Raw genomic sequence first — 26601 nt, 5'->3', positions numbered from 1 at the left:
ATAAAAAGCAGGTGAAAAAGCGAAAGGCTAGGCGCTTGCGTGGGCAAGCCCAGGTGCGGCATCCGGCAGCCGGAAGGCCTGCAGCTCCTGCGCATCAAGCTGAGCAATCAGGTTGACTTCCCAGGCCAGGTATTGGCGTGCCGCCTCCTTGTTGCCGTCGTGCCGGTCATGCACAAAGAACAGGTAGTCGATGCAGTCGCTGTCGGCCGGAATGTGTTCAGTGGCCTGCAGCGGCAAACCGGCGGCGCGCCAGGCGGCCAGGCCGCCTGCCAGCAGGCTGACCTCCAGACCCAGCGCTTGAAGGTCGACGGCGGCGCAGGCCGCCACGGCGGGCTCGTCGGCAACCAGTACCACGGGGCGGCTGTCGCCGGCCAGTGCCGCCGCCAGGCGCGGCCGGATGGCCCAGCGCGCACCGGGAATATGGCTTTGGCGAAACTGCATGCTGGGGCGCAGATCGATGGCAAGCGCCGCACCGCTTGTCAGCCCGGCGGCCAGGGCTTTGGCGCTGGTGACGGGTAACACAGGCAACACAGGCAAGAGCGCCGGCTGCGCTTCAGGCAAGGCCAGGCCGCTGACCAGGCCCTGGTCCAGCACGCTGGCGTCGTGGCCCAACTGGCGCAGCCAGCTGGCCACCGTCAGCGCACGGATGCCGTCCGCATCGAACAGCACCAGCCGGGCCTGGCGCACGCCCACGTACTGGTCGGTGGCCTGGATCAGTTGGCCGCCGGGTGTGTGCTGCGCGCCGGGCAAGCTGCCGCGTGCGTATTCTTCGGGGCTGCGGACATCGCACAAAAAGAGCGTGCGCTGTGCATCGCCAGCCCAGCCGCGCACGGTCTGCGCATCGACAACGGGCACGCCGAAACGCTTTGCCAGCGCCTGGGCCGCCGCGCGCATGCCGGCGGACTCGCCGGGCTGGGCCGGTTCCTCCGCTTCCTTGTAGCGGCGCGTGCCGCCGTGTTCGAGTTTCAGGTCGGCCAGGTACCAGCCCTGGGTGCCGTTTTCGAGCGCGGACACGGGATTGCGCAGGCCCAGGTTGATCAGCGTCTGCGCACCGATGATGCTGCGCGTGCGCCCGGCGCAGTTGATCACGATGTGGGTCTGCTCGCTGGGCACCAGCTCGCGGATGCGCAAGGCCAGTTCGCCATTCGGGCAGCTGATCGCCGTCGGGATGTTCATCTTGCGGAATTCCGAAAACGGCCGCCCGTCCAGCACCACGACGTCGTCCTGCCGCGCCAGCATGGCCGCCAACTCGGTCGCGCTCACCCGGGGCGTGTGGTAGACCTGCTCGGCCAGCTCGCCAAAGGTCTTGGATGGCACGTTGACGCCGGCAAACAGCGGAAAACCGGCGGCCTGCCAGCCAGCCGTGCCGCCCTGCAGCACCTGCACATCGCTGTAGCCGAGCGCGGTGAGGCGGCGCGCGGCCAGGGGCGCTGCGCCGCAGCCATCGCCGTCATACACCACCAGCCGCACGCTTTGGCGCGGCGCCAGGCGTGGCGCGTCCAGTTCCAGCCGGCTATAGGGCAGGGGAATGCCGTAAAACAAATGGGACTGGCCGTACTGGCCGTGCTCGCGCACATCAAACAGGGCGATTTCCTCGCCGTCGTGCAGCCAGGTTTTCAGCGTGGCGGCGTCTATAAAACGTGTCATGGATAGGGAGCGCGTGGAATGTGTGGAGTGCGTGGAGTGGGAGGGCAAGGTCATCAGCGGCGGGTCTGCACGCCGATCCCCATGGTTTCGTACGTGCCCTTTTCCAGGTCGTAGCCGGTGCGTGTGTTCAGCGTTTCAAGCGCGCGGCCATACATGTGCAGGTGGCGTATCACCTGACCGGCCGGGATCTCCACCGAATGGATGTCTTCCGGCATCAGCGCGATGCCGGTGCCGGGCTCGACCACGACCGAGCTGACTTCCTTGAGCTGTGCCTTGCCCGGCACCGAGGCGTCGTCCTGGCGTTCGTACACGCGGTTGAGCTCGGTCCCTTCCACGGCGCTGATGCAGGCCCAGGTGGTGTGGTTGTGCGGCACGATGCGTTTGCCGGGGCGCATCACGTTGAGGTAGAGCGCGAAGCTCTGGTCAGCGTCTTCGGCGATCAGGTAGCGCGCCTGCAGCTCGGGGCTTTCAGGCGGCGCGAAATCTGCGGCGCTCCACAGGTCCTTGCGGCCGGCCAGCTGGTTCAGCACGGCCAGCACCCCGGCCAGGGACTGGCGCGTCGCCTCGCCGTTTCCAACAATATTTTTAATGTTTTTAATGGCGGCACCAACCACCTGGTTGCGCTCTGCTGCTGCGTTCATGGGTGTTTTCCTAGTGAAATTTCGATTTGATGGACCTAATATAGTCAAGTCATATTTCTGAAACAACTCAAAAATAGAGATAAATACATTAGTATTTGTAATATGTAAATCTTGCTGATGGCTTTGCTGATGACTTGCTGGTGACCTTGAATGAACACGCTTGACCTGGAATTGCTGAGGACCCTGGTGGCCATTGAAGAACGGAACAGCTTTGCCGGCGCCGCCATCCAGCTGGGCAAAACCCAGTCGGCGGTGACGCAGCAGATGCAGCGCCTGGAAGACCAGATCGGCCACCCGCTGTTTGAAAAGCAGGGGCGCCACAAGCGCCTGACGCCGCACGGGCAAAAGCTGCTGGATTACGCGCGCCACCTGCTGGCCATCAATGACGATGCCTTGCGCAGCCTGCAGCAGGGCAACCTGGAGGGCGTGCTGCGCATAGGCGCGCCGCACGACGTGGCCGACACCATGCTGCCGACGCTGCTGGCGCAGGTGGCGCGCGCCTCACCCCTGCTGCAGCTCGACATCCAGGTGGGGCGCAGCCCCTTCCTCATGGAGTCGCTCAAGCGCGGCGAGCTCGACATGACCATCTCCAACCGCAACGACCCGGCGCTGGACGGTGTGGTGTTGCGCACTTCGCCCACGGTGTGGCTGTGTTCGGCCAGCTACGTGCATGACCGCGCCAAGCCGGTGCCGCTGATCCTGGTGGAAGGGCCCAGCGTGTTTTACCGGCTGGCGCGCGAGGCGCTGGACGCCGCCGGCATTCCGTGGTCGCCCAACTACACCGCCTCCAGCCTGATCGGCATCAAGGCCGCGCTGCGGGCGGGCCTGGGCGTGACCGCGCGCGGCATCGAGATGGCCGGCGCCGACCTGCGCGTGCTGGGCGAAAACGACGGCCTGCCGCGTCTGCCCGACCTGGACTACTACCTGTTCATTCGCAGGAACGTTATCAACCCGGTCACGCGCAAGGTGTTCGACATGCTCAAGGCCAACCTGGGTTTGATCCGCAGCGCGGCGGACCCGGGCCCTTCGGCCGCGCAGCCCGTGGCGGAGGCGTGAGCGCTGCCGGCGGCGCCGGAACGCCCGTTGGCCCAGGGTTAATGACGTTTTAAGGCTCTAGCCCTTGCGTGGTGGGTGATGGTTGCTATTATTTTTGTGGCGATTCCAGCGTCGGCCGCAGCGTCAATGCCGCGCTCGATGCGGTCCGGGCAGTACCGGCAACGGCGGTGGCCGGCGACCGCGCCATCGGCACTGACATCTCCGTGAACTATGCTTGGCCCCTCTTCAGGAGCTGAATCATGGCCCTTTTTTCCCAGGATGCCCTCAACCCCGGCGTACGCAAACGCGAGGTGTTTGGCTGGGCCATGTACGATTTTGCGAACTCGGGCTACACCACCGTTGTGATCACGGCAGTGTTTGCCGCCTATTTCGTGGGCGGCATTGCGCAGAAGGCCGAGTGGGCCACCTTTGCCTGGACGGTGGCGCTCAGCGTGTCCTACGCGATTGTCATGCTCACCATGCCCAGCATCGGTGCCTATGCCGACCTGCGCGCAGCCAAGAAACGGCTGCTGATGCTGACGACGGTGGGTTGTGTGGTGACCACCGCAGCGCTCGCGTTTGCAGGGCCTGGCAGCGTGGCGTTCGCCATGTTGTTGATCATCCTGTCGAACACCTTCTTTTCGTATGGCGAATCGTTGACCGCCGCCTTCCTGCCGGAGCTGGCCAGGGCCGAGGCCTTGGGCAAGGTCAGTGGCTGGGGCTGGAGTTTTGGCTATTTTGGCGGCATGCTGGCGCTGGGGCTTTGCCTGGGCTACGTGATCTGGGCCCAAGGCCAGGGCATCAAGGCCGACCAGTTTGTTCCCGTCACCATGCTGATCACGGCGGTGATCTACGGCCTGGCATCGCTGGTCACGTTTCGCCTGCTCAATGAACGGGCCCAGCCCAACCCGGCTGCCTTGCGTCAGAGCGGCATGAAGGCTTCGCTTGCGCAACTGCGCCAGACTTTTCGCCAGGCCAGGCGTTACCAGGATTTCATGTGGCTGCTAGCCTGCGCGGTGTTTTACCAGGGGGGCGTGGCCGTGGCCATCGCGCTGGCTGCGATTTACGCCGAGCAGGTGATCGGCTTCCAGCCGCAGGAAACCATGGTGCTGATCTTCGTGCTCAACCTTGCAGCCGCCGGCGGCGCGTTCGCCTTTGGTTATTTCCAGGATCGCATCGGCCACAAGCTTGCGCTAGGCATCACGCTGGTGGGCTGGATCGCCACTTGCGTGATCGCTGCTATCACAACGACCAAGGGCGGCTTCTGGTACGCAGCCGCGATCGCGGGCCTGTGCATGGGCTCGAGCCAGTCGGCCGGCCGCGCCATGGCCGGCATGTTCGCGCCCGAGAGGCAACTGGCGGAGTTCTACGGGTTGTGGACCTTCGCGATCCGCCTGGCCAGCATCATCGGGCCGTTAAGCTATGGCGCCATCACCTGGATGACCGGTGGTAACCAGCGCATGGCCATTCTGTCGACGGCCGCGCTGTTTGTCGTGGGGCTGGTGCTGCTGATCCCGGTGAACATGCGGCGCGGGCGCGAAGCGGCGCTGCAGGCCAACGCCATCCAGGCCAACGCCATCCCTTAAAGCGAGAGCCAGCGTGCGGCGGCAGATCTTAGCTGCCCAGGCTCGCCGGTCGTCAGCAGCGTCACGCTGCCCATCCCCTCGTTCCTCAAAAGCATCCCGGCTTCCAGCAGTCGCCTTGTCTGCCGTGCGACGGGCTCACCGGTTTCGATGAGTTGGACTGTCTCGCCTACCAGCGACCGAAGAACGTGTTGGGCGAAAGGGTAGTGCGTGCAGCCCAGCACCAGCGTGTCGATCTGTCCGCTTTGCGTGCCGAAGGGCCCCAGGGCCTCCATGTACCGCGCGCAAAGCGTTGTGATCTGCGCCATGTCGTCGTTCTGGATGGCATCGGCCAGGCCGTCGCAGGGCTGGAATACAAACTCGGCCTGGTCTTTCAGCGAGTCGTGCAGCATGCGGACTTTGGTGCTGGCCAGCGTGCCGCGCGTGCCGATGACGCCGACGCGCCGGGTCTTGCTCAACGCCACCGCCGGCTTCAGCGCGGGCTCGACGCCTACCAGCGGCAGCTGCGGATACTCTGCGCGCACCAGGTGAATGGCGGCAGCGGTTGCTGTGTTGCAGGCGATCACCAGGGCCTTGACGCGATCCTCCTGTACCAGGCGCCGCACCACGGTGCGCGTCCGCTCGATCACGTAGCTGTCGCCACGCTCGCCGTACGGCGCAAAGCCGGCGTCGGCAAGATAGATGAAGTCCTCGGCCGGCAACTCGGCGCGCAGCGCCCCGAGGACGCTCAGGCCGCCGACGCCGCTGTCGAAAACGCCGATCAAGAAGAGCCCCCACGGTTGCTCACTGCGTGTAGCGCCCTGCCCCCCGAGGGGGCCGCTGCGCCTGCGGCCCGGCAAAGCCGGTTCCGCGGCCCCGGCTTGAAGTGAAGAAGGGACTCACGCATCTTGCCGATGCTCAAACGCTGGTGACCGGAATCTGCTTGAACTCGCCGGTGGCGATTTTCTTCTGCCACTCGGCTGGGCCGGTGATGTGCGCGCTGGTGCCGCCGGCATCCACAGCCACGGTAACCGGCATGTCCACGACGTCAAACTCGTAAATCGCCTCCATGCCCAGGTCGGCAAAGCCCACCACTTCGGCATGCTTGATGGCCTTGGACACCAGGTAGGCGGCGCCGCCCACGGCCATCAGGTAAGCGCTCTGGTGCTTCTTGATGGCCTCAATCGCGACGGGGCCGCGCTCAGCCTTGCCCACCATCGAAATCAAACCGGTTTGCGCCAGCATCATTTCGGTGAAGCCGTCCATGCGGGTCGCGGTGGTCGGGCCGGCGGGGCCGACCGCTTCACCCTTGACCGGGTCCACCGGGCCGACGTAGTAAATCACGCGGTTGGTGAAATCGACCGGGAGCTTTTCGCCCTTGAGCAGCATGTCGGCGATGCGCTTGTGCGCGGCGTCGCGGCCCGTCAGCATCTTGCCGTTCAGCAGCAGCGTGTCGCCGGGCTTCCAGCTGGCGACTTCTTCCTTCGTGAGTGTGTTGAGGTTGACCTTTTTGCTCTTGTTGTAGTCGGGTTCCCAGTTCACATTGGGCCAGAGGTCCAGCGACGGCGGGTCCAGGTAAACCGGGCCGCTGCCGTCGAGCACAAAATGCGCGTGGCGCGTGGCCGCGCAGTTCGGGATCATGGCGACGGGCTTGCTGGCCGCGTGCGTGGGGTACATCTTGATCTTGATGTCGAGCACGGTGGTGAGACCACCCAGGCCCTGCGCGCCAATGCCGAGCGCGTTGACTTTCTCGAACAGTTCGAGGCGCAGCTCTTCGGTTTTGGTCAGTTTGGCACCCGAAGACGATTTGGCCTGCAGCTCATACATGTCCAGGTCGTCCATCAGGCTTTCCTTGGCCATCAGCACGGCTTTTTCGGCGGTGCCGCCGATGCCGATGCCCAGCATGCCGGGCGGGCACCAGCCGGCGCCCATGGTGGGCACGGTTTTCAGCACCCAGTCGACCACCGAGTCGCCGGGGTTGAGCATGACCATCTTGCTCTTGTTTTCACTGCCGCCGCCTTTGGCTGCCACCGTGACTTCAACCGTGTTGCCGGTCACCAGCTCGGTGAAGATCACGGCGGGCGTGTTGTCCTTGGTGTTCTTGCGGTCGAACTGGGGATCGGCCACCACGGAGGCGCGCAAAGTGTTGTCGGGGTGGTTGTAGCCGCGGCGCACGCCTTCGTTGATGGCGTCGTCCACGCTGCCGGTAAAACCCTCCCAGCGTACGTCCATGCCAACCTTCAAAAACACATTGACGATGCCGGTGTCCTGGCAGATCGGCCGTTGGCCCGTGGCGCTCATCTTGCTGTTGGTCAGGATTTGCGCAATCGCGTCCTTGGCCGCCGGGCTCTGTTCGCGCTCGTAGGCACGGGCCAGATGGGCGATGTAGTCGGTGGGGTGGTAGTAGCTGATGTACTGCAGGGCGGCGGCAACGGATTCAATCAGGTCGGCTTGTTTGATGATGGTCGTCATGGTCAGGTGCTTGGGTGGGGGAATGGCTTTTTCCGGGTTGCTTTTTCGGGGCGGTCTTTTCGGGGCGGTCACTCTGTGCTACGGTAGCCGCAACCCCGTATTTTGACAGGTGTGAACAGGTGGCCCTGCGCCATGAGGAAATGACCATGAAAACCCGTACCGGCACACATAGCAGCACACATAGCAAAACACGTACTGAACACGACACCTTTGGGCCGATTGAAGTCGCGTCCGAGCGGCTGTGGGGGGCACAAACCCAGCGCTCCCTGCAGAATTTCGACATCTCCGGCGAGCAGCAGCCGCGCGAAATTATCCGGGCGCTGGCGGAAATCAAGCGTTCGTCCGCAAGGGTGAACCACGCGTTGGGTTTGCAGGGCGAAAAAAAGACGGAGGCGATTGTGGCCGCCGCCGATGAGGTGATCGCAGGCCGGCATCCCGACGAATTCCCGCTCGTGGTCTGGCAGACCGGCTCGGGCACCCAGACCAATATGAACGTCAATGAAGTGCTGGCCAACCGCGCCAGCGAGCTGCTGGGCGGCGAGCGTGGCGAAAGCCGGCTGGTGCACCCCAATGACGACGTGAATCGCAGCCAGTCCTCCAACGACGTGTTTCCCACGGCCATGCATGTCTCGGCGGTCGAGGCCATCACGCGCCGGCTGTTGCCGGCCATCGCAAAGCTGCGCGCCACGCTGGCCCAGAAGGCCAGCGACTTTGGTGACATTGTCAAGATTGGACGAACCCATCTGCAGGACGCCACCCCGCTGACGCTGGGCCAGGAATTCTCGGGCTATGCGGCGCAACTGGAGCAGGGTGAAAGGCATGTGGGCGCGGCACTGCCGCACCTCTATGAACTGGCACTGGGCGGCACGGCGGTGGGCACCGGCCTGAATGCACCCAAGGGTTATGCCGAGAAGGTAGCGGCCGAGCTGGCCAGCCTGACCGGGCTGCCGTTTGTGACGGCACCCAACAAATTCGAGGCGATGGCTGCTGCCGATGCGCTGGTGCATGCGCACGGTGCGCTCAAGACGCTGGCCGCCAGCCTGATGAAGATTGCCAATGACGTGCGCTGGCTGGCCAGCGGGCCGCGCAGCGGCATTGGGGAGCTGAGCATTCCGGAAAACGAGCCCGGCTCATCCATCATGCCGGGCAAGGTCAACCCGACGCAAAGCGAGGCGGTCACCATGCTGGCCGCGCAGGTGTTCGGCAACGACGTGGCCATCAACTTTGGCGGGGCATCGGGCAACTTCGAACTGAATGTGTTCCGGCCCATGATTGCGCACAATTTTTTGCAGAGCGTGCGCCTGCTGGCCGACGGCATGGTGAGCTTTAACGACCATTGCGCCGCCGGCATTGAGCCCAACCGGGCGCGCATCACCGAACTGGTGGAGCGGTCATTGATGCTGGTGACAGCGCTCAACCCTCACATTGGCTATGACAAGGCGGCGTTCATTGCCAAAAAAGCGCACAAGGAGGGGAGCACGCTGCGCGATGCCGCGCTCGCCTCGGGTTATGTCACGGGCGAGCAGTTTGACGCCTGGGTGCGGCCTGAGAACATGGTGGGCTGAGGCTGGCGGCAACCCGGTTCGGCAGTTGCCCCCTTGACTCATTTGATCAATTGACAGGGTCATAGGGTTTACCCTATGATTGCGCTGACGGTCAGGAATCTTCTGACCACCAAGGGAACATCATGATCACCTTCGCCCTGTATTCGAAGATTGTCCAGCCCGCATTTGGTGCACGCGTACGCAACTTGCTGCGTGAGTTGATCGCCGCCACGCCGCTGTACATCTTCATCTGCGCACTGCGTAGCCGCTAAGTACTGCCTCCTGTCGGCCGGTCTGCGCCAGCGGCGGCAGGCTGCGTTGCGCGGCTTCTTTTTCCAAGTGCTTCCCAGGCCCGGTGCAACGCCGGGCGTTTGCTGATCCACGCATTGCGCGCCAGGCTCGGCTCCGCGTTTGTTACGCCCTCCAATTTCACGAATCAGGTTCACTGCAATGAAGTCCACTGCAATGGACTGTGCCTTGTTCGGCCCTGCCGTATTCGTATCGCATGCAACATCGCGTAAAAATTTTCCAAAATTGATCGTGGTCAAGGGGCTTTTGAAATCACGCTCTGACAATCGGCCGACAACAACAACACCATTAGCCATTGCAATTCCGATTGCAATTTCCACGGTACAAAAGCGACAGGAGACATGAATGACATACGCCAACAAGGCACTTACCGCGCCGTCCAGCGCACATCGCTGGATGCAGCTTCTCATGGGCATCGTCTGCATGGCGATGATCGCGAACCTGCAATACGGCTGGACCCTTTTTGTGAACCCGATAGCCGACAAGCACGGCTGGAGCAAGGCCGCCATCCAGGTTGCCTTCACGATTTTCGTTTTGACTGAAACCTGGCTCGTGCCGATTGAAGGCTACCTGGTCGACCGCTTCGGGCCGCGCCCGGTGGTCATGGTCGGTGGCATTCTTTGCGGCGTGGGCTGGGTGCTCAATTCGTTCGCCGATTCGTTGATGCTGCTCTACGTCGCCGCCGCGGTCAGCGGCATTGGCGCCGGGGCGGTGTATGGCACTTGCGTCGGCAATGCCCTGAAGTGGTTTCCGGACCGCCGCGGCTTGGCTGCCGGCCTGACGGCCGCGGGTTTCGGTGCGGGTTCCGCGCTCACCATTCTCCCGATTTCGGCCATGATCAAGGGCAGTGGCTATGAAGCCGCATTCCTCTATTTCGGCATCATCCAGGGGGCGGTCGTATTTGTTGTGTCGTTCCTGCTGACGCGGGCACCGGAGAATCTGGCCAAGAGCAGTTCGATCTCCACGATCAATGTGCAGCAGAGCCGGCGCGACTACAAGCCGTCCGAAGTCCTGCGCTCACCGGTGTTCTGGGTGATGTACGTCATGTTCGTGATGGTGGCGGCCGGTGGCCTGATGGCTACGGCCCAGCTCGGCCCCATCGCCAAGGATTTCCACGTCGGTGACGTGCCCGTCAGCATCATGGGCCTGGTGCTGCCTGCGCTCACGTTCGCCCTGGCCATCGACCGCGTGCTCAACGGGCTCACCCGTCCTTTCTTCGGTTGGGTGTCGGACCAGATCGGCCGTGAAAAGACCATGCTGATCGCCTTTGGCATCGAATCGATCGGCATCCTGGCGCTGTACCAGTTCGGCCACAACCCGATCGCCTTCGTGATCCTGACGGGCATGGTGTTCTTCGCCTGGGGCGAGATCTACAGCCTCTTTCCCTCGACCTGTGCCGATACCTTTGGCTCCAAGTACGCCGCTTCCAACGCCGGCTTGCTTTACACCGCCAAAGGCACGGCGTCGCTGCTGGTTCCGCTGTCCAGCGTGCTCACCGCAATGACGGGCAACTGGCACGCCGTGTTCATTGTTGGCAGCGTCATGAACGCGATCGCGGCGCTGATGGCCTGGTATGTGCTGCGCCCGATGCGGCGTGCCGAGATGGAAAAGGCCGTGCTGCCGGCAACCACACCGAGCCGCGTTGCCAGCTTCGGCCGGATTGCCCCGTCGGCGGAATGAGGCAAGGCCTTGCGGCCCTGCGTCTTCAGTGGCGCTGGGCCGCAATGGCCGACATCACCTTGTCGGTGTAGGCAATGGCCAACGCTGACAGCAGGAAGGTGATGTGGATGGCGGTCTGTGCAATCAGCACGCGGTCGCTGTAGTTGTCCGCATTGATGAAGGTCTTGAGCAGGTGAATCGAGCTGATGCCGATGATGGCCGTGGCCAGCTTGACCTTGAGCACGGACGCATTCACATGGCTCAGCCATTCAGGCTGGTCGCGATGGCCTTCCAGGTTCATGCGGCTCACAAAGGTTTCATAGCCGCCCACAATCACCATGATCAGCAGGTTGGAGATCATGACCACGTCAATCAGGGCCAGCACCACCAGCATGATGACTGTCTCGTTCAGGGCGGCAATCGGGGTGGCCGTCTTGTAGCCAATGCTGGTGATCAGCGCCTGCAGGGCCGTCTCGCTGCCAAACGCAGCCTCGATCAGGTGCGCGAGCTCCACCAGGAAGTGAACCACATAGACGGCTTGAGCCGCAATCAGGCCCAGGTAAAGCGGCAATTGCAGCCAGCGGCTTGCGAAAATCAGGTTGGGAAGGGGACGAAGCGGCGTTGAATTAGGAAGCGGACGAAGCGAAATTGGTTTTGTTTGTGCGGGTTCTGACATGGGGCGCGTGACTGAAAGGTTGGAAAATTGTAAGGTAGCGGGAGGGGTGCAGCGAAGACCCTCCGCTTTGCGGAATGTTGTAAGGTTCAAGCCAGTCAGTGGCTTGTAAGTGCGAGATATGACAGTATCGACAGTATCACGCATCCCAATGACAAACAGGAGACAAAAGCAATGAGTTCCGCCCCGTCCAACATCGAGTCCGTGCTGGTTGAAAACCGCGTGTTCCCGCCCAGCCCAGCCATCGTCAAGGCCGCCCGCATTTCCGGCATGGAGGCTTACAACGCGATGTGCCGGGAGGCCGACGAGGATTTTGACGGCTTCTGGGCCAGGCTGGCCAAGGACAATCTCAGCTGGAAAAAACCTTTCACCCAGGTTCTGGACGAGTCCAATGCACCGTTTTACCAATGGTTTGCCGATGGCGAACTGAACGCCTCCTACAACTGCCTGGACCGCCATCTTGGCACCCCGACGGAGAACAAGAAGGCCATTATTTTCGAGAGCGACGATGGCAAGGCGACCCATGTCACCTACAAGGAGCTGCATGCGAAAGTCAGCCAGTTTGCCAGTGCGCTCAAGGACCTGGGGCTGAAAAAGGGCGACCGCGTCATTATTTACATGCCGATGACCATTGAAGGCGTGGTGGCCATGCAGGCCTGCGCCCGCATTGGCGCCACGCACTCGGTGGTGTTCGGTGGTTTTTCGGCCAAGAGCCTGCAGGAGCGTATCCAGGACGCTGGTGCTGCCGCTGTCATTACGGCCAACTACCAGTTGCGCGGCGGCAAGGAGTTGCCGCTCAAGGCGATTGTGGACGAAGGCATTGCCATGGGCGGCTGCGAGTCGATCAAGAACGTGGTGGTCTACCAGCGCACCGCCACGGCCTGCAACATGGTGGCCGGGCGCGACAGCCTGATGCACGAGATCACGGCCAAGGCCGCAGCCACCTGCGAACCGGAATTTGTGGGCGCCGAGCACCCGCTGTTTATCCTCTATACGTCGGGCTCCACCGGCAAGCCCAAGGGCGTGCAGCACAGCACTGGCGGCTACCTGCTATGGGCCAAGCTCACCATGGATTGGACCTTCGACATCCAGCCCGCTGATGTGTTCTGGTGCACCGCCGACATCGGCTGGATCACCGGCCACACCTATGTGGCATATGGTCCGCTGGCGGCTGGTGCGACGCAGGTCATCTTTGAAGGCATTCCGACTTACCCGAACGCCGGCCGGTTCTGGCAGATGATCGAGAAGCACAAGGTCACGATTTTCTACACCGCGCCCACCGCCATCCGTTCGCTGATCAAGGCCGCTGAAGGCGATGAAAAAATACACCCGGCCCGCTCGGATCTGAGCAGCCTGCGCATTCTGGGCACGGTGGGCGAACCCATCAACCCCGAGGCCTGGATGTGGTACTACAAAAACATTGGTGGCGAGCGCTGCCCGATCGTGGATACCTTCTGGCAAACCGAGTCGGGCGGGCACATGATCACGCCGCTGCCTGGCGCGACGCCGCTGGTGCCCGGAAGCTGCACCTTGCCGCTGCCCGGCATCATGGCTGCCATCGTCGATGAAACCGGCAAGGACTTGCCCAACGGCTCGGGTGGCCTGCTGGTGGTCAAACGCCCATGGCCGTCCATGATTCGCGGCATCTGGAACGACCCCGAGCGTTTCAAGAAGAGCTACTTTCCGGAGGAGATGGGCGGCACGATGTACCTGGCCGGCGACGGCGCGGTGCGCAATGCCGACAACGGCTACTTCCGCATCACCGGCCGGATTGACGATGTGCTCAATGTGTCGGGCCATCGCATGGGCACCATGGAAATCGAATCGGCACTGGTGGCGCACTCAACCCTGGTGGCAGAGGCTGCCGTGGTGGGCCGTCCTGATGACCTGACCGGCGAGGCGATCGTGGCGTTTGTGGTGCTCAAGCGCTCGCGGCCCACGGGCGATGAAGCCAAGGCGATTGCCAAGGAGCTGCGCGACTGGGTCGGCAAGGAGATTGGCCCGATTGCCAAGCCCAAGGACATCCGGTTTGGCGATAACCTGCCCAAGACGCGCAGCGGCAAAATCATGCGCCGCCTGCTGCGTGGCATTGCCAAGGGTGAGGCCCTCACGCAGGACACCTCGACGCTGGAAAACCCCGCCATTCTCGATCAGCTGTCTGAAAACCTTTGAGAGGTTTCTGAGGAGGCTTTGAGAGATCCTTGAGAGGGGTCGGTACCGGCCGACCACTGACCACTCACCACTGACTAATGAGACTGACCAATGCCCATCGGGCTGGTCGGCCGTACGGTCACCCCGTAGCGCCCACAAAAAAGGCCCGTCATTTGACGGGCCTTTTTCATTTTCATTTGCCGGTACCCGCCAATGCGGGGCAGGTCGTGAGCCAGAATTACTTTTGTGCCAGGATCCAGGCCACCAGCTTTTTGGCCTCGTCAGGGGTGACCTGCGCATTGGCCGGCATGGGCACGGGGCCCCACACGCCCGAGCCGCCCTTGATGACTTTGGCTGCGAGCTTGTCGGCCGCGTCTTTCTGGCCGGCGTATTTGGCGGCCACATCCTTGTACGAAGGGCCCACCAGTTTTTTGTCGACAGCGTGGCACGCCATGCAATTCTTGGCGGTTGCCAGCTGCAGGTCTGCCAGCGCGGGAGTCGATACGGCAAAGCCGGTAGCCACGGAAGCGATTGCCAAAAGAATGCGTTTCATGGATTGTCCTCGTGAGGGAGAGTTATAGATTCAGTTACAGTCAACTAACGCGATTGTAGTGATGCCGGTTGACCCCGTGTTGCAGGGGAATACCCGGCCGCTTTCCCCTCAAAATCCTCAGGAGTTACCCATGTATTTGTTATTGATCGGCATTGTTGGCCTGGTGATGAAGTACCTGGAAATAGACCCGGTCGCAGCCTGGAGCTGGTGGATCGTGCTGTCGCCGTTTGCGCTGGCGGTGGCCTGGTGGGCCTGGGCGGACGCTTCGGGCTATACCAAGCAGAAGGAAGTTGACAAGATGGCCAAGCGCAAGCAGGACCGCATTGACAAGCAGCGCGATGCCATGGGCATGCTCAAAAAACGAAAATAACTGTATTTCGGGCCGCCAGGAGTTCCCCTAAGCGTTGCCCTGTTACCAAAGTAAAGAGCCCGTGAAGTCTGTGACTTACGGGCTCTTTTTTTGTTTTACAGGTCAGCTGGCATCAATAGTCGTCCAGCACCGCGCCCTTGCTGGCACTCGAGGCATTGAAGGCAAACTTGGCCTGCACGCCGCGGTTGTAGCGCGGTGCCGGCGCCTTCCAGCCGACCTTGCGTTTTTCCAGCTCCGCGTCGCTGATGTTCAGTTGCAGCAGCAACTGTTTTGAGTCAATGGTGATGGAGTCGCCCTCGTTGATGAAGGCGATGTTGCCTCCCGCGGCGGCTTCGGGGGCCACATGGCCAACCACCATGCCCCAGGTGCCGCCGGAGAAGCGGCCGTCGGTGATCAGGCCCACGCTTTCGCCGAGCCCGGCACCAATCAGCGCACCGGTGGGCGCCAGCATTTCAGGCATGCCCGGACCGCCCTTGGGGCCGAGGTAGCGCAGCACCATCACGTCGCCCGCCTTGATTTTGCCGGCCAGGATGGCGGCCAGCGCCGACTGCTCGTCGTCAAATACGCGGGCCGGGCCCGTCATGACCGGGTTTTTCAGACCGGTGATTTTGGCCACGCAGCCTTCAGGCGAGAGGTTGCCCTTCAGGATGGCCAGATGGCCCTGGGCATACATGGGGTTGCTGATGGGGCGAATCACGTCCTGGTCGGCGCGCGGCGCGTCGGGCACATCCTTCAGCACCTCGGCAATGGTTTGGCCGGTGATCGTCAGGCAGTCGCCATGCAGCAGGCCGGCCGCCAGCAGGATCTTCATGACCTGAGGAATGCCGCCGGCGCGGTGCAGGTCCACGGCCAGGTATTTGCCGGACGGCTTCAGGTCGCACAGCACCGGCGTTTTCTGACGCACGCGTTCGAAGTCGTCGATTGTCCAGTCCACCCCGGCGGCATGCGCAATCGCCAGAAAGTGCAGCACGGCATTGGTCGAGCCGCCCGTGGCCATGATCACGGCGACCGCGTTTTCAATGGCTTTTTTCGTGACGATATCGCGCGGCTTGATGTCTTTCTTGATGGCCTCGACCAGGACCTTGGCGGACTCTTTGGCCGAGTTCATTTTCTCGTCGTGCGGATTGGCCATGGTGCTGGAGTAGGGCAGCGAAATGCCGAGCGCCTCAAAAGCGCTGGACATGGTGTTGGCCGTGTACATGCCGCCGCAGCTGCCGGTACCGGGAATGGCGCGGCGCTCGATTTGCAGCAGGTCTTCATCGCTCATGCGGCCCGCTGCGTTTTCGCCGACGGCTTCAAACACGCTGACGATGTTAAGGTCCTTGCCCTTGTAGCTGCCCGGCAAAATGGTGCCGCCGTAGACATAAATGGCCGGCACGTTGGCGCGCAGCATGCCCATCAGGCCGCCGGGCATGTTCTTGTCGCAGCCGCCAACCACCAGCACGCCGTCCATCCACTGGCCCTGCACGCAGGTTTCGATGCAGTCGGAGATCACTTCGCGGCTCACCAGCGAGTACTTCATGCCCTCGGTGCCCATGGCCATGCCGTCGGAAATGGTGGGCGTGCCGAACACCTGGGCGTTGCCGCCGGCTTCTTCGATGCCGGCAATGGCCGCATCTGCCAGCTTTTGCAGGCCGCTGTTGCAGGGGGTGATGGTGCTGTGGCCGTTGGCCACGCCAACCATGGGCTTCTTGAAATCGGCCTCTTCATAGCCCATGGCGTAGTACATCGAGCGGTTGGGCGCGCGCGATTTGCCTTCGGTGATGTTTTTGCTGCGGGGATTGAGCTGAATGGTCTTGGTTTCCATGGATGTCTCGTGAGGTTGTGAGGTTGTTGCCGCGCCGGATGTCACATGCGGGCAGGGCGGAGTACGTGGGGCTATACGTGAGGATATACGTGAGGATATACGCGAGGATATACGCGAGGATATACGCGAGGATATTTCTACCGGAAAGCCGAGTATGCGTGTTTTGATTGATTCTTTCCAATCCATTATTTGTGCTGTATTAATATGTATGGCATATGACAGATTCAGCCCATTTCGCTCATTCAGCTCATTCCGTTCCTGCCGTAGGTGGCGAATCCCGCAACCCTCCCTTGATCGAGCTTCGCCTGTGGCGCCAGTTTGCAGCCGTTGCCGACGAGCTTCATTTCGGCCGTGCCGCCCTGCGCCTGAACATGACCCAGCCGCCGCTGACGCAGGCCATTGCCCATCTTGAGGCGATGCTGGGCCTGAAGCTGTTCGACCGCACCAAGCGCAGCGTGCGGCTGACCGCGGCGGGGGCCGCGCTGCTGCCCGAGGCGCGCGACCTGCTCGCGCGTGCCCAGGCCTTGCCCGTGTATGCGCGCGCCACGGCCGATGGCGAAGCAGGGCGCTTGCGGCTGGCCTTTGTGTCAACGGTGGGTTTTGATTTGCTGCCGCGCTGGGTGCGGACCTTTCGCGAGCGCTATCCCAAGGTGCAGCTGGAGCTGATTGAGGCCACCGGCGATGTGCAGCTTCAGGCCCTGGAGCGCGGCGAGATCGACGCCGGCTTCATGCTGCACTCGCCCGGCTTTGCACCCCCCGGCCTGGTTTGCCGGCGCATCTCGCAGGATCCGCTGGTGCTGGCCGTGCCGGAACAAAGCGCGCTGGCTGGCAAGCCCGGGCTGGTACTGCAGGACTTGCTGGAGCAGCCGCTGGTGATTTTTCCGCGGCACATCCTGCCTTCGCTCTACGACGCGATTTTTGCCCTGTACCACGCGGCTGGCCATCTGCCGCGCGTGGCCCAGGAGGCCATCCAGATGCAAACCATCGTCAATCTCGTATCCGCAGGCCTGGGCGTGGCCTGGGTGCCCGACAGTGTGCGGCAGTTCCAGCGGCCGGGCGTGGTGTACCGGGAACTCAAAAGGGGCAAGGGGCAGGTGGTGCCGGGCTGTGAGACGAGCCTGGTGTGGGCTGCCGGGGCGGCCAGTCCTGCATTGCAGCGGTTCATGGCGTTTGCGCCGGGTTGAAAGCGTTCGCCGGGCGGGCAGCGCGGACGGCTCGCGCTGTGAGGGCGCGGCTGTCGGTGGGCTGTGGGCGGGTTGTCGGCGGAGTGTCGGCGCCTATTTCCAGGCAAACGCCGGCTGCTCGAAATGCGCCACACGGGTGGGCCGCCCCTCGATGCAGACCTCGCGAAACTGGTAGATGATCGCCGCCGTCGGCGCCGCAATCCAGTGGTCGCCGACCGGCATGCGCAGCACCGGATGCGCGCCGTGTCCTTCATCGGCCAGCATGGGTGCGTCCGCGCGCAGAAACTCCGCGATGGGAATGCGGTGAATGCTGGCCACCTCGGCCGGATTGGGCCGAATGTGCTGCGCCGCGCCGGCCCAGACGACGACCGGCGTGATCACAAAACCCGAGCGGGTCACAAAATCATCGAGCCGGCCCAGGATGGAGCTGGCATCGAGTTCCAGGTGCACCTCTTCGGCCAATTCGCGCAGGGCCGCCTGCTCTGCTGTTTCGCCGGCGTCGATGCGCCCTCCGGGCAGCGCCCATTGCCCCGCATGCTTGCGCAGGTGGCGGGTGCGCCGCGTCAGCAGCAGGGCCGCCTGGGTGCTCCACGCCGCATGCTGCGGGAAACCCGGCAGTTCGGCGCCATGGCCTTCGTCCGTGATGACCACGGCCACCGCCGCCGCATGCTGCTGGTCGCGCGCGGCCACCTGCAGCGTGAAGGCGCGCAGCGTCTCCTCGATGCGTGTCCTGAGATGCTGGTCCTGCTGCATGTTGCGGCTCGTGTCTGTTGTGCCTGGCGTGTCTGTCATTCCTCCGGTCACCACTGGTTGCGCAGCTCCCGCAGCCTGGTAAACACCGTCTTCGCATCGGGTTCGTCCGGCAGGTCGGGAAAGCTCTCGCGCAGTTTGGCAATGAGGCTGGGGCTGTTCAGGCGCAAGAAGGTGTTGATCAGCTTTTCCTGCGCGAGCGTGGTAACGGCCGACTTCGCGGGCTCATGGTCAGTCACGCTGGGCAACAGGGCTTTCGCGGTGGTGTTGTCGGGCTCGCGCGCCAGGGTGAACCGGAGGTTGTTCTCGATGTAGTCGTGGCCCGGATAGACCAGGGTGTTGTCCGGCAGCCGGGCCAGCTGTTCCTCAAAGGTGGCATACAGCGCGTTGACGTCGCCGCCGTTGTGCACATTGCCGGCGCCCGCATTGAACAGCGTGTCGCCCGAAAACAGCGCCGGCTGGTCGGTGTGCGAGCGCAGGCAGATGTGGCACATCGTGTGGCCGGGCGTGTCCAGGCATTCCAGCTCGACGGTCTTGCCGACCTTGATCACGTCGCCGGCCTTCACGCCCCGGTCCACGCCCGCAATACGCCCGCCGGCCTTGTGGTGGGCGATCAATTTGGCGCCGGTGGCCGCAATCACGGCCGCGTTGCCGCCGGTGTGGTCGTGGTGCTCGTGGGTGTTGAGAATCTGCGTGATCTGCCAGCCCTTGACCTTGGCGGTGGCCAGCGTCTTTTCATGGTCCAGCGGGTCGATGGCCAGTGCCTCGCCGGTTTCGGGGCAGGCGATCAGGTAATTGAAGTTGCGGTAGGCGTTACCGGTCCAGATGCGTTCGACGATCATCGCGGGCTCCAGGGGCTTGTTGACGGTGAGCGGACCATTTTAGGGCGCATGCCTGCAATGGATGGCCTGCTTGCGAAGTAGCCGCAAAGGGGCTGGATTCAGATCGTGCGGCGCAGCCTTGCCTCGCGGTGCCGCTCGATCATCAGGATGGTCGCCGCCACCGCAGCCATGTTCGGGTTCACCTTCAGCGCGCGCTCAAGGTAGGGCTGGGCGCGGTCGGGGTCACCCAGCGCCAGGTAGATCTGCCCATAGCCCGAGAGCGCCCCGAAATGGTGGCGGTTGCGTTTCATGACTTCGTCGCAGTCTTTGATCGACAGCTCGTACTGGCCAAGCAAGTAGTAAGCGGTGGCACGTTTGTTCCAGCCCTCGGCAAAGGCGGGCTTTCTGCGGATGACCTCTGAAAACGTGGCCACCGCCTCGACCAGTTGGTGCGCTTCCATCTGCTGGACGCCGCGCAGGAGCAGGGCATCGATCGCGCGGTCGCCCGAGCGGCTCCAGATCTGCCACAGCGCAGCTTCGGCGAGTTCGCGCACCGGCGCGTCATCATCTCCCAGGTGGGCAACGAGCCGGTCGGCATCGGCCATGACGCCGACTTCGCCCAGGCGCACGACGGCAGCGCGCCGGACGGCGGGCTCGGAGTGCTCGATCGCCTTGCGCGCCTGCAGCCGCGTAATAGTAGGTGGAGTTAGTGGCGTAGGCGGCCCGGCCACAGGCAGCGGCTGCGCAGCCATCATCGTGCCCGGGGCGGCCAGGGTGGCCAGGGCGACGCAAAGGGTCAGCGCGCGCAACATGAGGCTCATGCTGCTCATCCTATACGCCGGGAGGCGCGCCGGCAAATTACTTGATGGCGCCCGCCCGGCGCTGGCGCACGGCCGCCGCCAGCTGCTCCAGCACGGCCACGGTCGCCTCCCAGCCGATGCAGGCGTCGGTCACGCTTTGCCCATAGTGCAGGCCCTTGCGGCCATCGACGATGTCCTGCCGGCCCTCGACCAGGTGGCTTTCAATCATCAGGCCGCAGATGCCGGTCGAGCCGCCGGCCACCTGCTGCGCAATGTCGGCCGCCACGGCGGGCTGCCGGGAATAGTCCTTGTTGCTGTTGCCGTGGCTGCAGTCAATCACCAGACGGGGCGGCAGGCCGGATTTCTCAAGGGCTTCGGTGGCGCGCTGGACGCTGGCGGCATCGTAGTTCGGTCCATCACTGGCGCCGCGCAACACCAGGTGCCCATCGGGGTTGCCGGTGGTCGTGATGACCATGGCCCGGCCTTCGAGCGAGATGGTCGGAAAGCGGTGCGGCTGGGCGGCGACGTGGATGGCATCAATGGCCGCGCCCACGCTGCCGTTGGTGGCGTTCTTGAAACCCACGGGCGCCGACAGGGCCGAAGCCATCTGCCGGTGCAGCGGGCTTTCTACCGTGCGGGCGCCAATCGCGCCCCAGGTCAGCAGCTCGGCGTAATACTGCGGCGTCACCAGGTCCAGGATTTCAGAGGCCGCGGGTACGCCCAGCTGCGCGCATTCGAGCAAAATGCGCCGCGCATGGCGCAGGCCTTCGCCAATGTCGCCCTGGCCGTCTAGCCCCGGGTCATAGATCAGGCCCTTCCAGCCCATGCGCGTGCGCGGCTTTTCGAAGTAAACGCGCATCACCAGCAGCAGCGATTCGCCAAGGCGCGCTGCTTCCTGGCGCAGCCGCGCAGCGTACTCGAGCGCCGACTCGGGCTCGTGGATAGAGCAGGGGCCCACGACCACCAGCAGCCGGTCATCGAGTCCGCGCAATATGTTGCGGGTGGCGGCGCGCGACGCGGCGATGAATTCGGCTTCGGTGTCGCCCGTCGGCAGTTCGTCACGCAGCAGCCGGGGCTCCGGCAGCGGATCGGCCTGGGCGATGTGGATGTCCGAGATTTTGGTGGGCATGGTGTCTCCGTGATTCGCAGGCTGCGTTCTTCAGCCCTTCACTTTATAGCCCACTTGCGTCATTGAGATTTTCATAAATCTTGAAGGCACTTCGCTACCGTTCGCCCTGAGCCTGGTCGAAGGGCTTCGTCACTTCGACCCTTCGACAAGGTCAGGACAGGCTTATGCAGGTTATGAACTGAACGGGCCCTTAATGTGCCTGGCGGTGCGGATGCTCCAGAAAAAACCGCACCATCTCGGCGCTGGCATCCGGCCCACGGGCATCGGTATATGAACCCTCTGCGCTGCCGCCGGACCAGGCGTGCGCCGCGCCGTGCACCAGCCAGTGCTCGGCCACCACCGAGCCATCGTCTGCGCGGTGCACGCGGCGCGTGGTCGCGCGGCCGTCAGTTCCTTTCAGTTGTTCGACTTCGACAGCGGCCGCCGTGCCAACACTGGCCGTGATGACCTGCTCGCCGTTGCCTGGGTGCACTGTGGTATCGGCATCGCCGTGAAAAACGATGGTCGCCACGCCGCTTGCATCGGCGCGCACTTGGGTGCCGCCACCCCTCATCGCGCCCAGCGCCGACGACAGGTCTGTTGCGATGCCGGCCGCCAGCCCCGAGTGCACGCCCACCGCGGCATACAGGTCAGGGTAGGCGTCGCCCAGGATGGCGGCCATGGCGCCGCCCGCAGACAGGCCCGCCACATAGACGCGGTTCGGGTCAATCGCATGGCGCGCCATCACCTCGCGCGTCATGCCGGCCAGCAGCGCCGGCTCACCGCGCCCGCGGGCCTGGTGGCTGTGTTTGAACCAGTTCCAGCATCGCTGCGGATTCATCTGCTGCGACTGCGCCGGGTACAGTACAAAAAAGCCCTGCGCCAGCGCCGCATCGTTCATGGCGGTGCCCGCCGCAAAATCGTCCGGGTTCTGGGTGCAGCCGTGCAGCATCACGACCAGCGGCAACGGGCGCTCGCCGGCGCCCGGCGGAATGTAGAGCTTGAAGTCCCGGTGACCCGACGCGTCGCCATGGCTGCCGGCAATGAAGCGGCCTGCGTCGAGTGCGTCGCGGACCGGCGCCAGTGGCGCCTCGTCGTCAAATGCCCGCGCGGAGTCGGTCACCTCGCGCGCCGCAACGTCGATCACGTCGCGCAGGTCTTGTGCGGCTGCTGTTGCTGCTGCCACACCGCCGCCCAGCGCGGCCTGGATTGCGGCAGTGGCGGCTTGCAGGTCGCCCGCACGGGTGAGCTGGGCGGCATCCTTCATCAGGCGTTGAAAATCAGGGGTCATCAGCTTCTTTCGGTTCGATTCGTGGATTCGTTGACTCGCTGTATTCGCTGTATTCGCTGTATTAGCGGATACGCTGCACGAGCGCGGCTTTGACGGCGGGGCTTGCATGCAGGGCGCCCAGCACGGTCAGCGATTCGATGGTGGCGAGCGCCAGCGCGGGCGATACCTCGGGCGCGATCGTGGCCAGCCCCAGCACGCGGATCTGCAACTTCTCCCCGGCCGCCTGCACGGCCAGCAGGTCCGCCTCGGTGTAGTGCTGGATTCCCAGCACCAGCGTCTTGCGCGAAACGACCTGGCGCACGACCTCGCTGTGCGTGGTGAGCTGGTTGCGAATTGCCGTGCGGATCAGGTCGGTCCGGTTCGCGTAAAACCCTTCCTGCACCAGCAAGTCAATCTGGCCAAGGTCAACACAGCCGAGGTTGATCGTGATCTTTTCGTCGACCGGCTTGGGCGTTGCAATTTGCGATGTTTTGCTGGGTTTTGGCATTTGGCCATCTTAACACCATCCAAGTGGATGTTTATTGGATGGTAAATGACGGCGCGGCGGACTGTCTTAACGGATCTAAGCCTTTTAGACGAAAGCATGAGTGCGACCGCTACCGGTAGAGGTCGGCCCTGCCACCCAGAACGGTAAGTACCGCTCCCAAAAAGGTATTACGTTCCACGGAGATATTGCCGGGGGTAGCAGTCGTTCAACGTCTGAAATCACCGGGCTGCGCGGCTTCTTGCGCAGCTCCGGTGGATTGATGGGTTGGGCGTCATGTCATCCAGGGCGTAAGTTAACCAGCATCGTGCCTTGAGGCGTGACGTCCCAGTATTTCTCGTGCCTAGGGTTGATCTTCCCGTCTTGGTAAGAGTGCTCAAATATCTCTTTTTCAATGGAGGCAATGTCTTCGATATTGCGCTTCGCAATCGCTTGGACTGGAACCTTCGAAATGGACGGGTTGAGGTGGTGGAAGTCGTTGCGAAAGCTTCGCAGAATGCGGCGCATAGCGTCGGCGCAAGCAGTCGAAATGATGTTCTTGCTAGCGAATAGATCGACGAGCACACCGGGCTCTTGATTCGGAGGGATACCGTTTCGTTCAGTGATGAAGCGAATGAGCCCTTCATTCAGCGCTTGCGTTGCCATCGCAGTAGCCATGAAGTAGCCGTCCCGGTAAAGATAGATGCACTCGGTTGACGCCCAAGTGAAGTGATGATGAGGAACGATGGATTGCTGACGGACTTCAAGCGCACGTTGCACTCTTTCTTCAAACGTTGTCTCGAAGCGAGACTTCAGGTAGTGCCGGACTGTGAGTTCGTCGGAGTTCATTGCTTACCAGCCTTACGTGTTACCGCGCTCCACAACGCCAATGAGATGGCGGAGTGCTGCTTCAAGCGCCTCACGTGTCTTTGGCGCTTCTTCGTCGAAGTAGGTGGATGCTTTGCCCCAAGCGTCGTGCTTCTTCTCTATAGCGGCGTCGGCCATGTGCTCTTCCTCTCGCGATAGGTAAACGCCGAACCCAATAACCTTCGATCGCATCGCCCTCAGGAACTCGTCGAGATTCGAGCACAAATCCTTCGGCAGGTATATCCGATTCTTATCAAAAAATCGATAGAAGTCGGTAGCCCTGGTCAGAGCAGTAGCGTACTTTTCGCGCTTGTTCGGCTCGCCTGCCCATTCCATAGGAGATGCGAAGTCCTGCGCGGCCCACTGTGCCTCCACCAGAAGCCCATACAGTTCCGCAATCACCTGCGCCCGTTTTTCATGCAGCTTCGTCAGCAAGAGGTTTCGCTCTTGTGCGGCGAGCTGCAGCTCGTGTTTCGTTCTCTCAACGGAGACGGCGGTAGCTGAGGAGAGCTCAGACTTAAAGCTCTCCAGATCCCTCGACAAGAGTTGACCAATCAGCGATCGGGCCAGCCAAGCCGCAGCACCGACCAAGATGGTGGCCCCGCCCAGGGCGGCAAGGACAGTTTCAGCGGCGTTCATGAATGCCATCTCTCAATTAAGGGGTGGGGGCGACTTCAATGGATCTGCGCCCCGCTGCGACGGGCTAGGTGGCCTAAAGAGCTGATCTGTGCGTGCTTGCGGGACGCTACTCAAGAACTTTGCCAAGATCGCTAAAGCGGCGGACCAATTGGCATCGGCCTCTTCCTTGGTCTTCGAGTAGTCCGTATTGACAAAGATCGAACAGGTGAAGCCAGTCACGTCGATCTCATAGAACGTAGCCAGTTCGAGTTCCCAGTCAAACGCCACTCGCGCATTGAATGCGCTTTGGTGAAGCAGGTTCTCGAAGTGGAACCAAAGTGTGAAATACGAACGAGCATCAGAGATTGCGGACGCTGAGTTGATGCAAATCTCAACATAGCCCGAATCGCGAAAGCCGCTCTCATCTTTTGTCTGATCGCTTACACAGCCAACGGAGAATAGGCCAGTTTCCTCGAGGTTGATCGCGCAGACTAAGTCCATCAGTGCGCGGTCGCGTGAGAGTTCTGGAATTGAGACTAGCAGCTCGGGCTTCGACTTTAGGTCTTTGAAGCCATAGTTTGCGTCTCCGTCCTCTCGCAGAATACCAGAACCTCCATAGGGGATACCTTTCCCCCCATGCTGCATGGATATGTGGTTTAAGTACGGTGGCCTTCTCATTGATATGACTCCGCGTTCGCGCTCCAGGTGGTGGGAGCACAGCCTGATCCCTGGCAGTCGCGATTAGGTGAGTCTAGAAGAAATTTGCCAGCAGGCCCATCCCTCGATCGGGGGACAACGCCCTCACTGCCGGTTTTACCGCTACCTCACCGACTCCAGTGATCGTTGAAACCTAAGTATTCGGGGTCAAATTCCAATTGATCTCCAATAGCCGAGCCGTGTAAGTTTTTCATGCAATCAGCGTCAGCAACGCCACCTCTACTGGCAGCCGTAATACCAGCGCCAGTACGGCACAGAAGGAAACCCCCCGGGCTGCAGCAGCATGTAGATGTGCGCCGGGCTTACCGCCAGTGTCAGGGCGAACAGAACCACAGGAAAACGAAGGCCAGACCCACCCCGCTCGGTGCAGCTTGTATCGAAACGCACTATCCCTCGTCCGCCGACCACTCCGGGCTGTAGCCGCCCAGCGTCGGGTGGTACATCTCGTCGCCCGTGTGCTGGGTGAACTCCACGTTCAGCCGGTCTTCGCGCAGGCCCAGTACTTCGACGCAGTCGTTGATCAGCTGCTTGGCCAGCTCCATCCGCAACTCGGGCGGGCGGCCCTTGCGGATGTCGCACATCAGCACCGAGACCGGCGTGGGCTCGCCGTCGATGGTGCGCCACACGCCGCCGTCGCCGCATTCGCGGATGGCAATGCTGATGCGGCGGATGTCCACCTTCATCATGGCGGCGTAGCTGTCGCACAGCTTGCGGGCCAGGGCCTTCTTCTGGTCCACGGGGTAACGGCCGTTGACGTCAAGTTGCAGGTAAGGCATGGCGGTTTTCCTCTCTCACTGATCGATCAGCCCGGGAACCTGGCGGCTGGCTGCACCAGTGCGGGCATTCTGGGAAAATCATACTTTCCCGTCCAACGAAGTCTCTTATGCCACTCCCCGCACCCCAAGCCCGATCCCACCTGCACACGCGCGCCGTCGTCTTTCGCGGCTATCACCGCGAGGACGGCCTGTGGGACATCGAGGCTGAATTGACCGACACCAAGACCTATGCGCTGGACCGCTTTGAACAGGGCGAACTGCCGCCGGGCACGCCACTTCACGGCATGGCGATTAGGGCGACGGTGGATGACACCCTGACGATCCGCGAGATCGCCAGTTCGATGGACCACACGCCCTTTGGCGAATGCCAGCAGGGCAATGACCCGATGCAGCAGATGGTGGGTGTGACCATGGGGCCGGGCTGGCGCCAGGCCATCGAGCGGGCGCTGGGCGGCATCAAGGGTTGCACGCACCTGCGCGAGTTGCTGTTCAACATGGCGACCGCGGCCTACCAGACCATTCCCGCTTACCGCGACCGCCTGCGCAGGCAAGCCGGCCTGCCCGAGCCTGAAAACGCTGCGCCGCCTTACCACCTGGGCAAATGCATCGCCTGGGATTTCGACGGCCCGGTGGTGCAGCGGCACTACCCCAAGTTCGCGGGCTGGCAGCCGCTGAAGCGGCAGGGCTGAGGGGCCGCCGGCTCGGGTTTTGTTGAAGTCGCGGTGCCGGCCGCACCTTGCTTGAGGAGCGGGTTCATCGGCGCGCGGACCAGGCGGGGATCTG

At 62.7% G+C, this 26601-nt stretch carries 26 protein-coding genes; 8 read left to right on the top strand and 18 right to left on the bottom strand.

Annotation, left to right across the window (positions count from 1 at the left end):
- Positions 1 to 27: 27 nt before the first annotated feature.
- Both AC1DUR_RS01655 and AC1DUR_RS01650 read right to left on the bottom strand, forming a co-directional pair.
- Positions 28 to 1647 carry a rhodanese-like domain-containing protein gene (locus tag AC1DUR_RS01655; protein ID WP_477717049.1) on the bottom strand — a complete coding sequence of 540 codons (1620 nt, stop codon included), beginning with the start codon at positions 1645 to 1647 and terminating at the stop codon, positions 28 to 30.
- 53 nt (positions 1648 to 1700) lie between these two features.
- Complete coding sequence (locus AC1DUR_RS01650; protein ID WP_477717048.1) at positions 1701 to 2288, bottom strand: cysteine dioxygenase family protein; 588 nt, start codon at positions 2286 to 2288, stop codon at positions 1701 to 1703.
- Positions 2289 to 2438: 150 nt separating this feature from the next.
- Here AC1DUR_RS01650 and AC1DUR_RS01645 point away from each other — a divergent pair, with 150 nt between their 5' ends.
- Both AC1DUR_RS01645 and AC1DUR_RS01640 read left to right on the top strand, forming a co-directional pair.
- The gene (locus AC1DUR_RS01645) at positions 2439 to 3344 is read left to right on the top strand and encodes a LysR substrate-binding domain-containing protein (protein WP_477717047.1); all 906 of its coding nucleotides are present in this window, start codon (positions 2439 to 2441) and stop codon (positions 3342 to 3344) included.
- A gap of 239 nt (positions 3345 to 3583) precedes the next feature.
- A complete protein-coding gene (locus AC1DUR_RS01640) occupies positions 3584 to 4909 on the top strand; it encodes an MFS transporter (protein WP_477717046.1) in 1326 nt (441 codons plus the stop codon).
- On the opposite strand, the gene murI is transcribed toward AC1DUR_RS01640, so the two are convergent.
- On the bottom strand, positions 4906 to 5670 hold the full coding sequence (gene murI, locus AC1DUR_RS01635) for a glutamate racemase (protein WP_477717045.1): 765 nt from the start codon (positions 5668 to 5670) through the stop codon (positions 4906 to 4908). The genes AC1DUR_RS01640 and murI overlap by 4 nt on opposite strands.
- A gap of 133 nt (positions 5671 to 5803) precedes the next feature.
- Positions 5804 to 7357, bottom strand: coding sequence for a fumarate hydratase (locus AC1DUR_RS01630; protein WP_477717044.1), 1554 nt, complete (start codon positions 7355 to 7357; stop codon positions 5804 to 5806).
- Positions 7358 to 7503: 146 nt separating this feature from the next.
- Here AC1DUR_RS01630 and fumC point away from each other — a divergent pair, with 146 nt between their 5' ends.
- Complete coding sequence (fumC, locus tag AC1DUR_RS01625) at positions 7504 to 8922, top strand: class II fumarate hydratase (protein ID WP_477717043.1); 1419 nt, start codon at positions 7504 to 7506, stop codon at positions 8920 to 8922.
- A 68-nt stretch (positions 8923 to 8990) separates the two neighbouring features.
- Here the strand turns inward: fumC and AC1DUR_RS01620 are convergent, their stop codons facing one another.
- Complete coding sequence (locus tag AC1DUR_RS01620) at positions 8991 to 9530, bottom strand: hypothetical protein (RefSeq protein WP_477717042.1); 540 nt, start codon at positions 9528 to 9530, stop codon at positions 8991 to 8993.
- A gap of 25 nt (positions 9531 to 9555) precedes the next feature.
- Between AC1DUR_RS01620 and oxlT the strand changes: the two genes are divergently transcribed.
- Entirely contained in the window at positions 9556 to 10890 is a 1335-nt protein-coding gene (gene oxlT, locus AC1DUR_RS01615; protein WP_477717041.1) for an oxalate/formate MFS antiporter, read from the top strand.
- Positions 10891 to 10915: 25 nt separating this feature from the next.
- Here oxlT and AC1DUR_RS01610 read toward each other — a convergent pair whose 3' ends face one another.
- Positions 10916 to 11545 (bottom strand): YqhA family protein, encoded by a 630-nt coding sequence (locus AC1DUR_RS01610; protein WP_477717040.1) that lies wholly within the window; start codon positions 11543 to 11545, stop codon positions 10916 to 10918.
- Between the two features lie 171 nt (positions 11546 to 11716).
- Here AC1DUR_RS01610 and acs point away from each other — a divergent pair, with 171 nt between their 5' ends.
- Entirely contained in the window at positions 11717 to 13714 is a 1998-nt protein-coding gene (gene acs / locus AC1DUR_RS01605; RefSeq protein WP_477717039.1) for an acetate--CoA ligase, read from the top strand.
- Positions 13715 to 13931: 217 nt separating this feature from the next.
- Here acs and AC1DUR_RS01600 read toward each other — a convergent pair whose 3' ends face one another.
- Positions 13932 to 14246 carry a c-type cytochrome gene (locus AC1DUR_RS01600; protein WP_477717038.1) on the bottom strand — a complete coding sequence of 105 codons (315 nt, stop codon included), beginning with the start codon at positions 14244 to 14246 and terminating at the stop codon, positions 13932 to 13934.
- A 130-nt stretch (positions 14247 to 14376) separates the two neighbouring features.
- On the opposite strand from AC1DUR_RS01600, the gene AC1DUR_RS01595 reads away from it, so the two are divergent.
- Entirely contained in the window at positions 14377 to 14616 is a 240-nt protein-coding gene (locus tag AC1DUR_RS01595; RefSeq protein WP_477717037.1) for a TIGR04438 family Trp-rich protein, read from the top strand.
- A 112-nt stretch (positions 14617 to 14728) separates the two neighbouring features.
- Here the strand turns inward: AC1DUR_RS01595 and ilvD are convergent, their stop codons facing one another.
- Positions 14729 to 16423, bottom strand: a complete 1695-nt coding sequence (gene ilvD / locus AC1DUR_RS01590) for a dihydroxy-acid dehydratase (protein WP_477717036.1) — start codon at positions 16421 to 16423, stop codon at positions 14729 to 14731.
- A 215-nt stretch (positions 16424 to 16638) separates the two neighbouring features.
- Here ilvD and AC1DUR_RS01585 point away from each other — a divergent pair, with 215 nt between their 5' ends.
- Positions 16639 to 17607 carry a LysR family transcriptional regulator gene (locus AC1DUR_RS01585; RefSeq protein ID WP_477721090.1) on the top strand — a complete coding sequence of 323 codons (969 nt, stop codon included), beginning with the start codon at positions 16639 to 16641 and terminating at the stop codon, positions 17605 to 17607.
- A 93-nt stretch (positions 17608 to 17700) separates the two neighbouring features.
- Here the strand turns inward: AC1DUR_RS01585 and AC1DUR_RS01580 are convergent, their stop codons facing one another.
- From AC1DUR_RS01580 to AC1DUR_RS01535, 10 genes are all read right to left on the bottom strand, one after another.
- Complete coding sequence (locus tag AC1DUR_RS01580) at positions 17701 to 18399, bottom strand: NUDIX hydrolase (protein WP_477721089.1); 699 nt, start codon at positions 18397 to 18399, stop codon at positions 17701 to 17703.
- Between the two features lie 8 nt (positions 18400 to 18407).
- Positions 18408 to 19199: a hydroxyacylglutathione hydrolase gene (locus AC1DUR_RS01575; protein WP_477717033.1), complete on the bottom strand. Its 792-nt coding sequence runs from the start codon at positions 19197 to 19199 to the stop codon at positions 18408 to 18410.
- Between the two features lie 98 nt (positions 19200 to 19297).
- Positions 19298 to 19999 (bottom strand): tetratricopeptide repeat protein, encoded by a 702-nt coding sequence (locus tag AC1DUR_RS01570; protein WP_477717032.1) that lies wholly within the window; start codon positions 19997 to 19999, stop codon positions 19298 to 19300.
- A gap of 37 nt (positions 20000 to 20036) precedes the next feature.
- On the bottom strand, positions 20037 to 21107 hold the full coding sequence (locus tag AC1DUR_RS01565; protein ID WP_477717031.1) for a 3-deoxy-7-phosphoheptulonate synthase: 1071 nt from the start codon (positions 21105 to 21107) through the stop codon (positions 20037 to 20039).
- Between the two features lie 190 nt (positions 21108 to 21297).
- On the bottom strand, positions 21298 to 22377 hold the full coding sequence (locus AC1DUR_RS01560) for an extracellular catalytic domain type 1 short-chain-length polyhydroxyalkanoate depolymerase (protein ID WP_477717030.1): 1080 nt from the start codon (positions 22375 to 22377) through the stop codon (positions 21298 to 21300).
- Between the two features lie 61 nt (positions 22378 to 22438).
- Positions 22439 to 22864 carry a CopG family transcriptional regulator gene (locus tag AC1DUR_RS01555; RefSeq protein WP_477717029.1) on the bottom strand — a complete coding sequence of 142 codons (426 nt, stop codon included), beginning with the start codon at positions 22862 to 22864 and terminating at the stop codon, positions 22439 to 22441.
- A 276-nt stretch (positions 22865 to 23140) separates the two neighbouring features.
- Positions 23141 to 23689, bottom strand: a complete 549-nt coding sequence (locus AC1DUR_RS01550; protein WP_477717028.1) for a hypothetical protein — start codon at positions 23687 to 23689, stop codon at positions 23141 to 23143.
- Positions 23690 to 23701: 12 nt separating this feature from the next.
- Positions 23702 to 24355, bottom strand: coding sequence for a hypothetical protein (locus tag AC1DUR_RS01545; protein ID WP_477717027.1), 654 nt, complete (start codon positions 24353 to 24355; stop codon positions 23702 to 23704).
- Positions 24356 to 24358: 3 nt separating this feature from the next.
- The gene (locus AC1DUR_RS01540) at positions 24359 to 25003 is read right to left on the bottom strand and encodes a hypothetical protein (RefSeq protein ID WP_477717026.1); all 645 of its coding nucleotides are present in this window, start codon (positions 25001 to 25003) and stop codon (positions 24359 to 24361) included.
- Between the two features lie 425 nt (positions 25004 to 25428).
- On the bottom strand, positions 25429 to 25818 hold the full coding sequence (locus AC1DUR_RS01535; RefSeq protein WP_477717025.1) for a tautomerase family protein: 390 nt from the start codon (positions 25816 to 25818) through the stop codon (positions 25429 to 25431).
- Between the two features lie 107 nt (positions 25819 to 25925).
- Here AC1DUR_RS01535 and AC1DUR_RS01530 point away from each other — a divergent pair, with 107 nt between their 5' ends.
- Positions 25926 to 26507 (top strand): DUF2889 domain-containing protein, encoded by a 582-nt coding sequence (locus AC1DUR_RS01530; protein ID WP_477717024.1) that lies wholly within the window; start codon positions 25926 to 25928, stop codon positions 26505 to 26507.
- The last annotated feature ends 94 nt before the right edge of the window (positions 26508 to 26601 follow it).

The sequence above is a fragment of the Polaromonas sp. P4_F4 genome (assembly GCF_056401355.1).
This window is presented reverse-complemented; position numbering and strand designations above follow the sequence as displayed.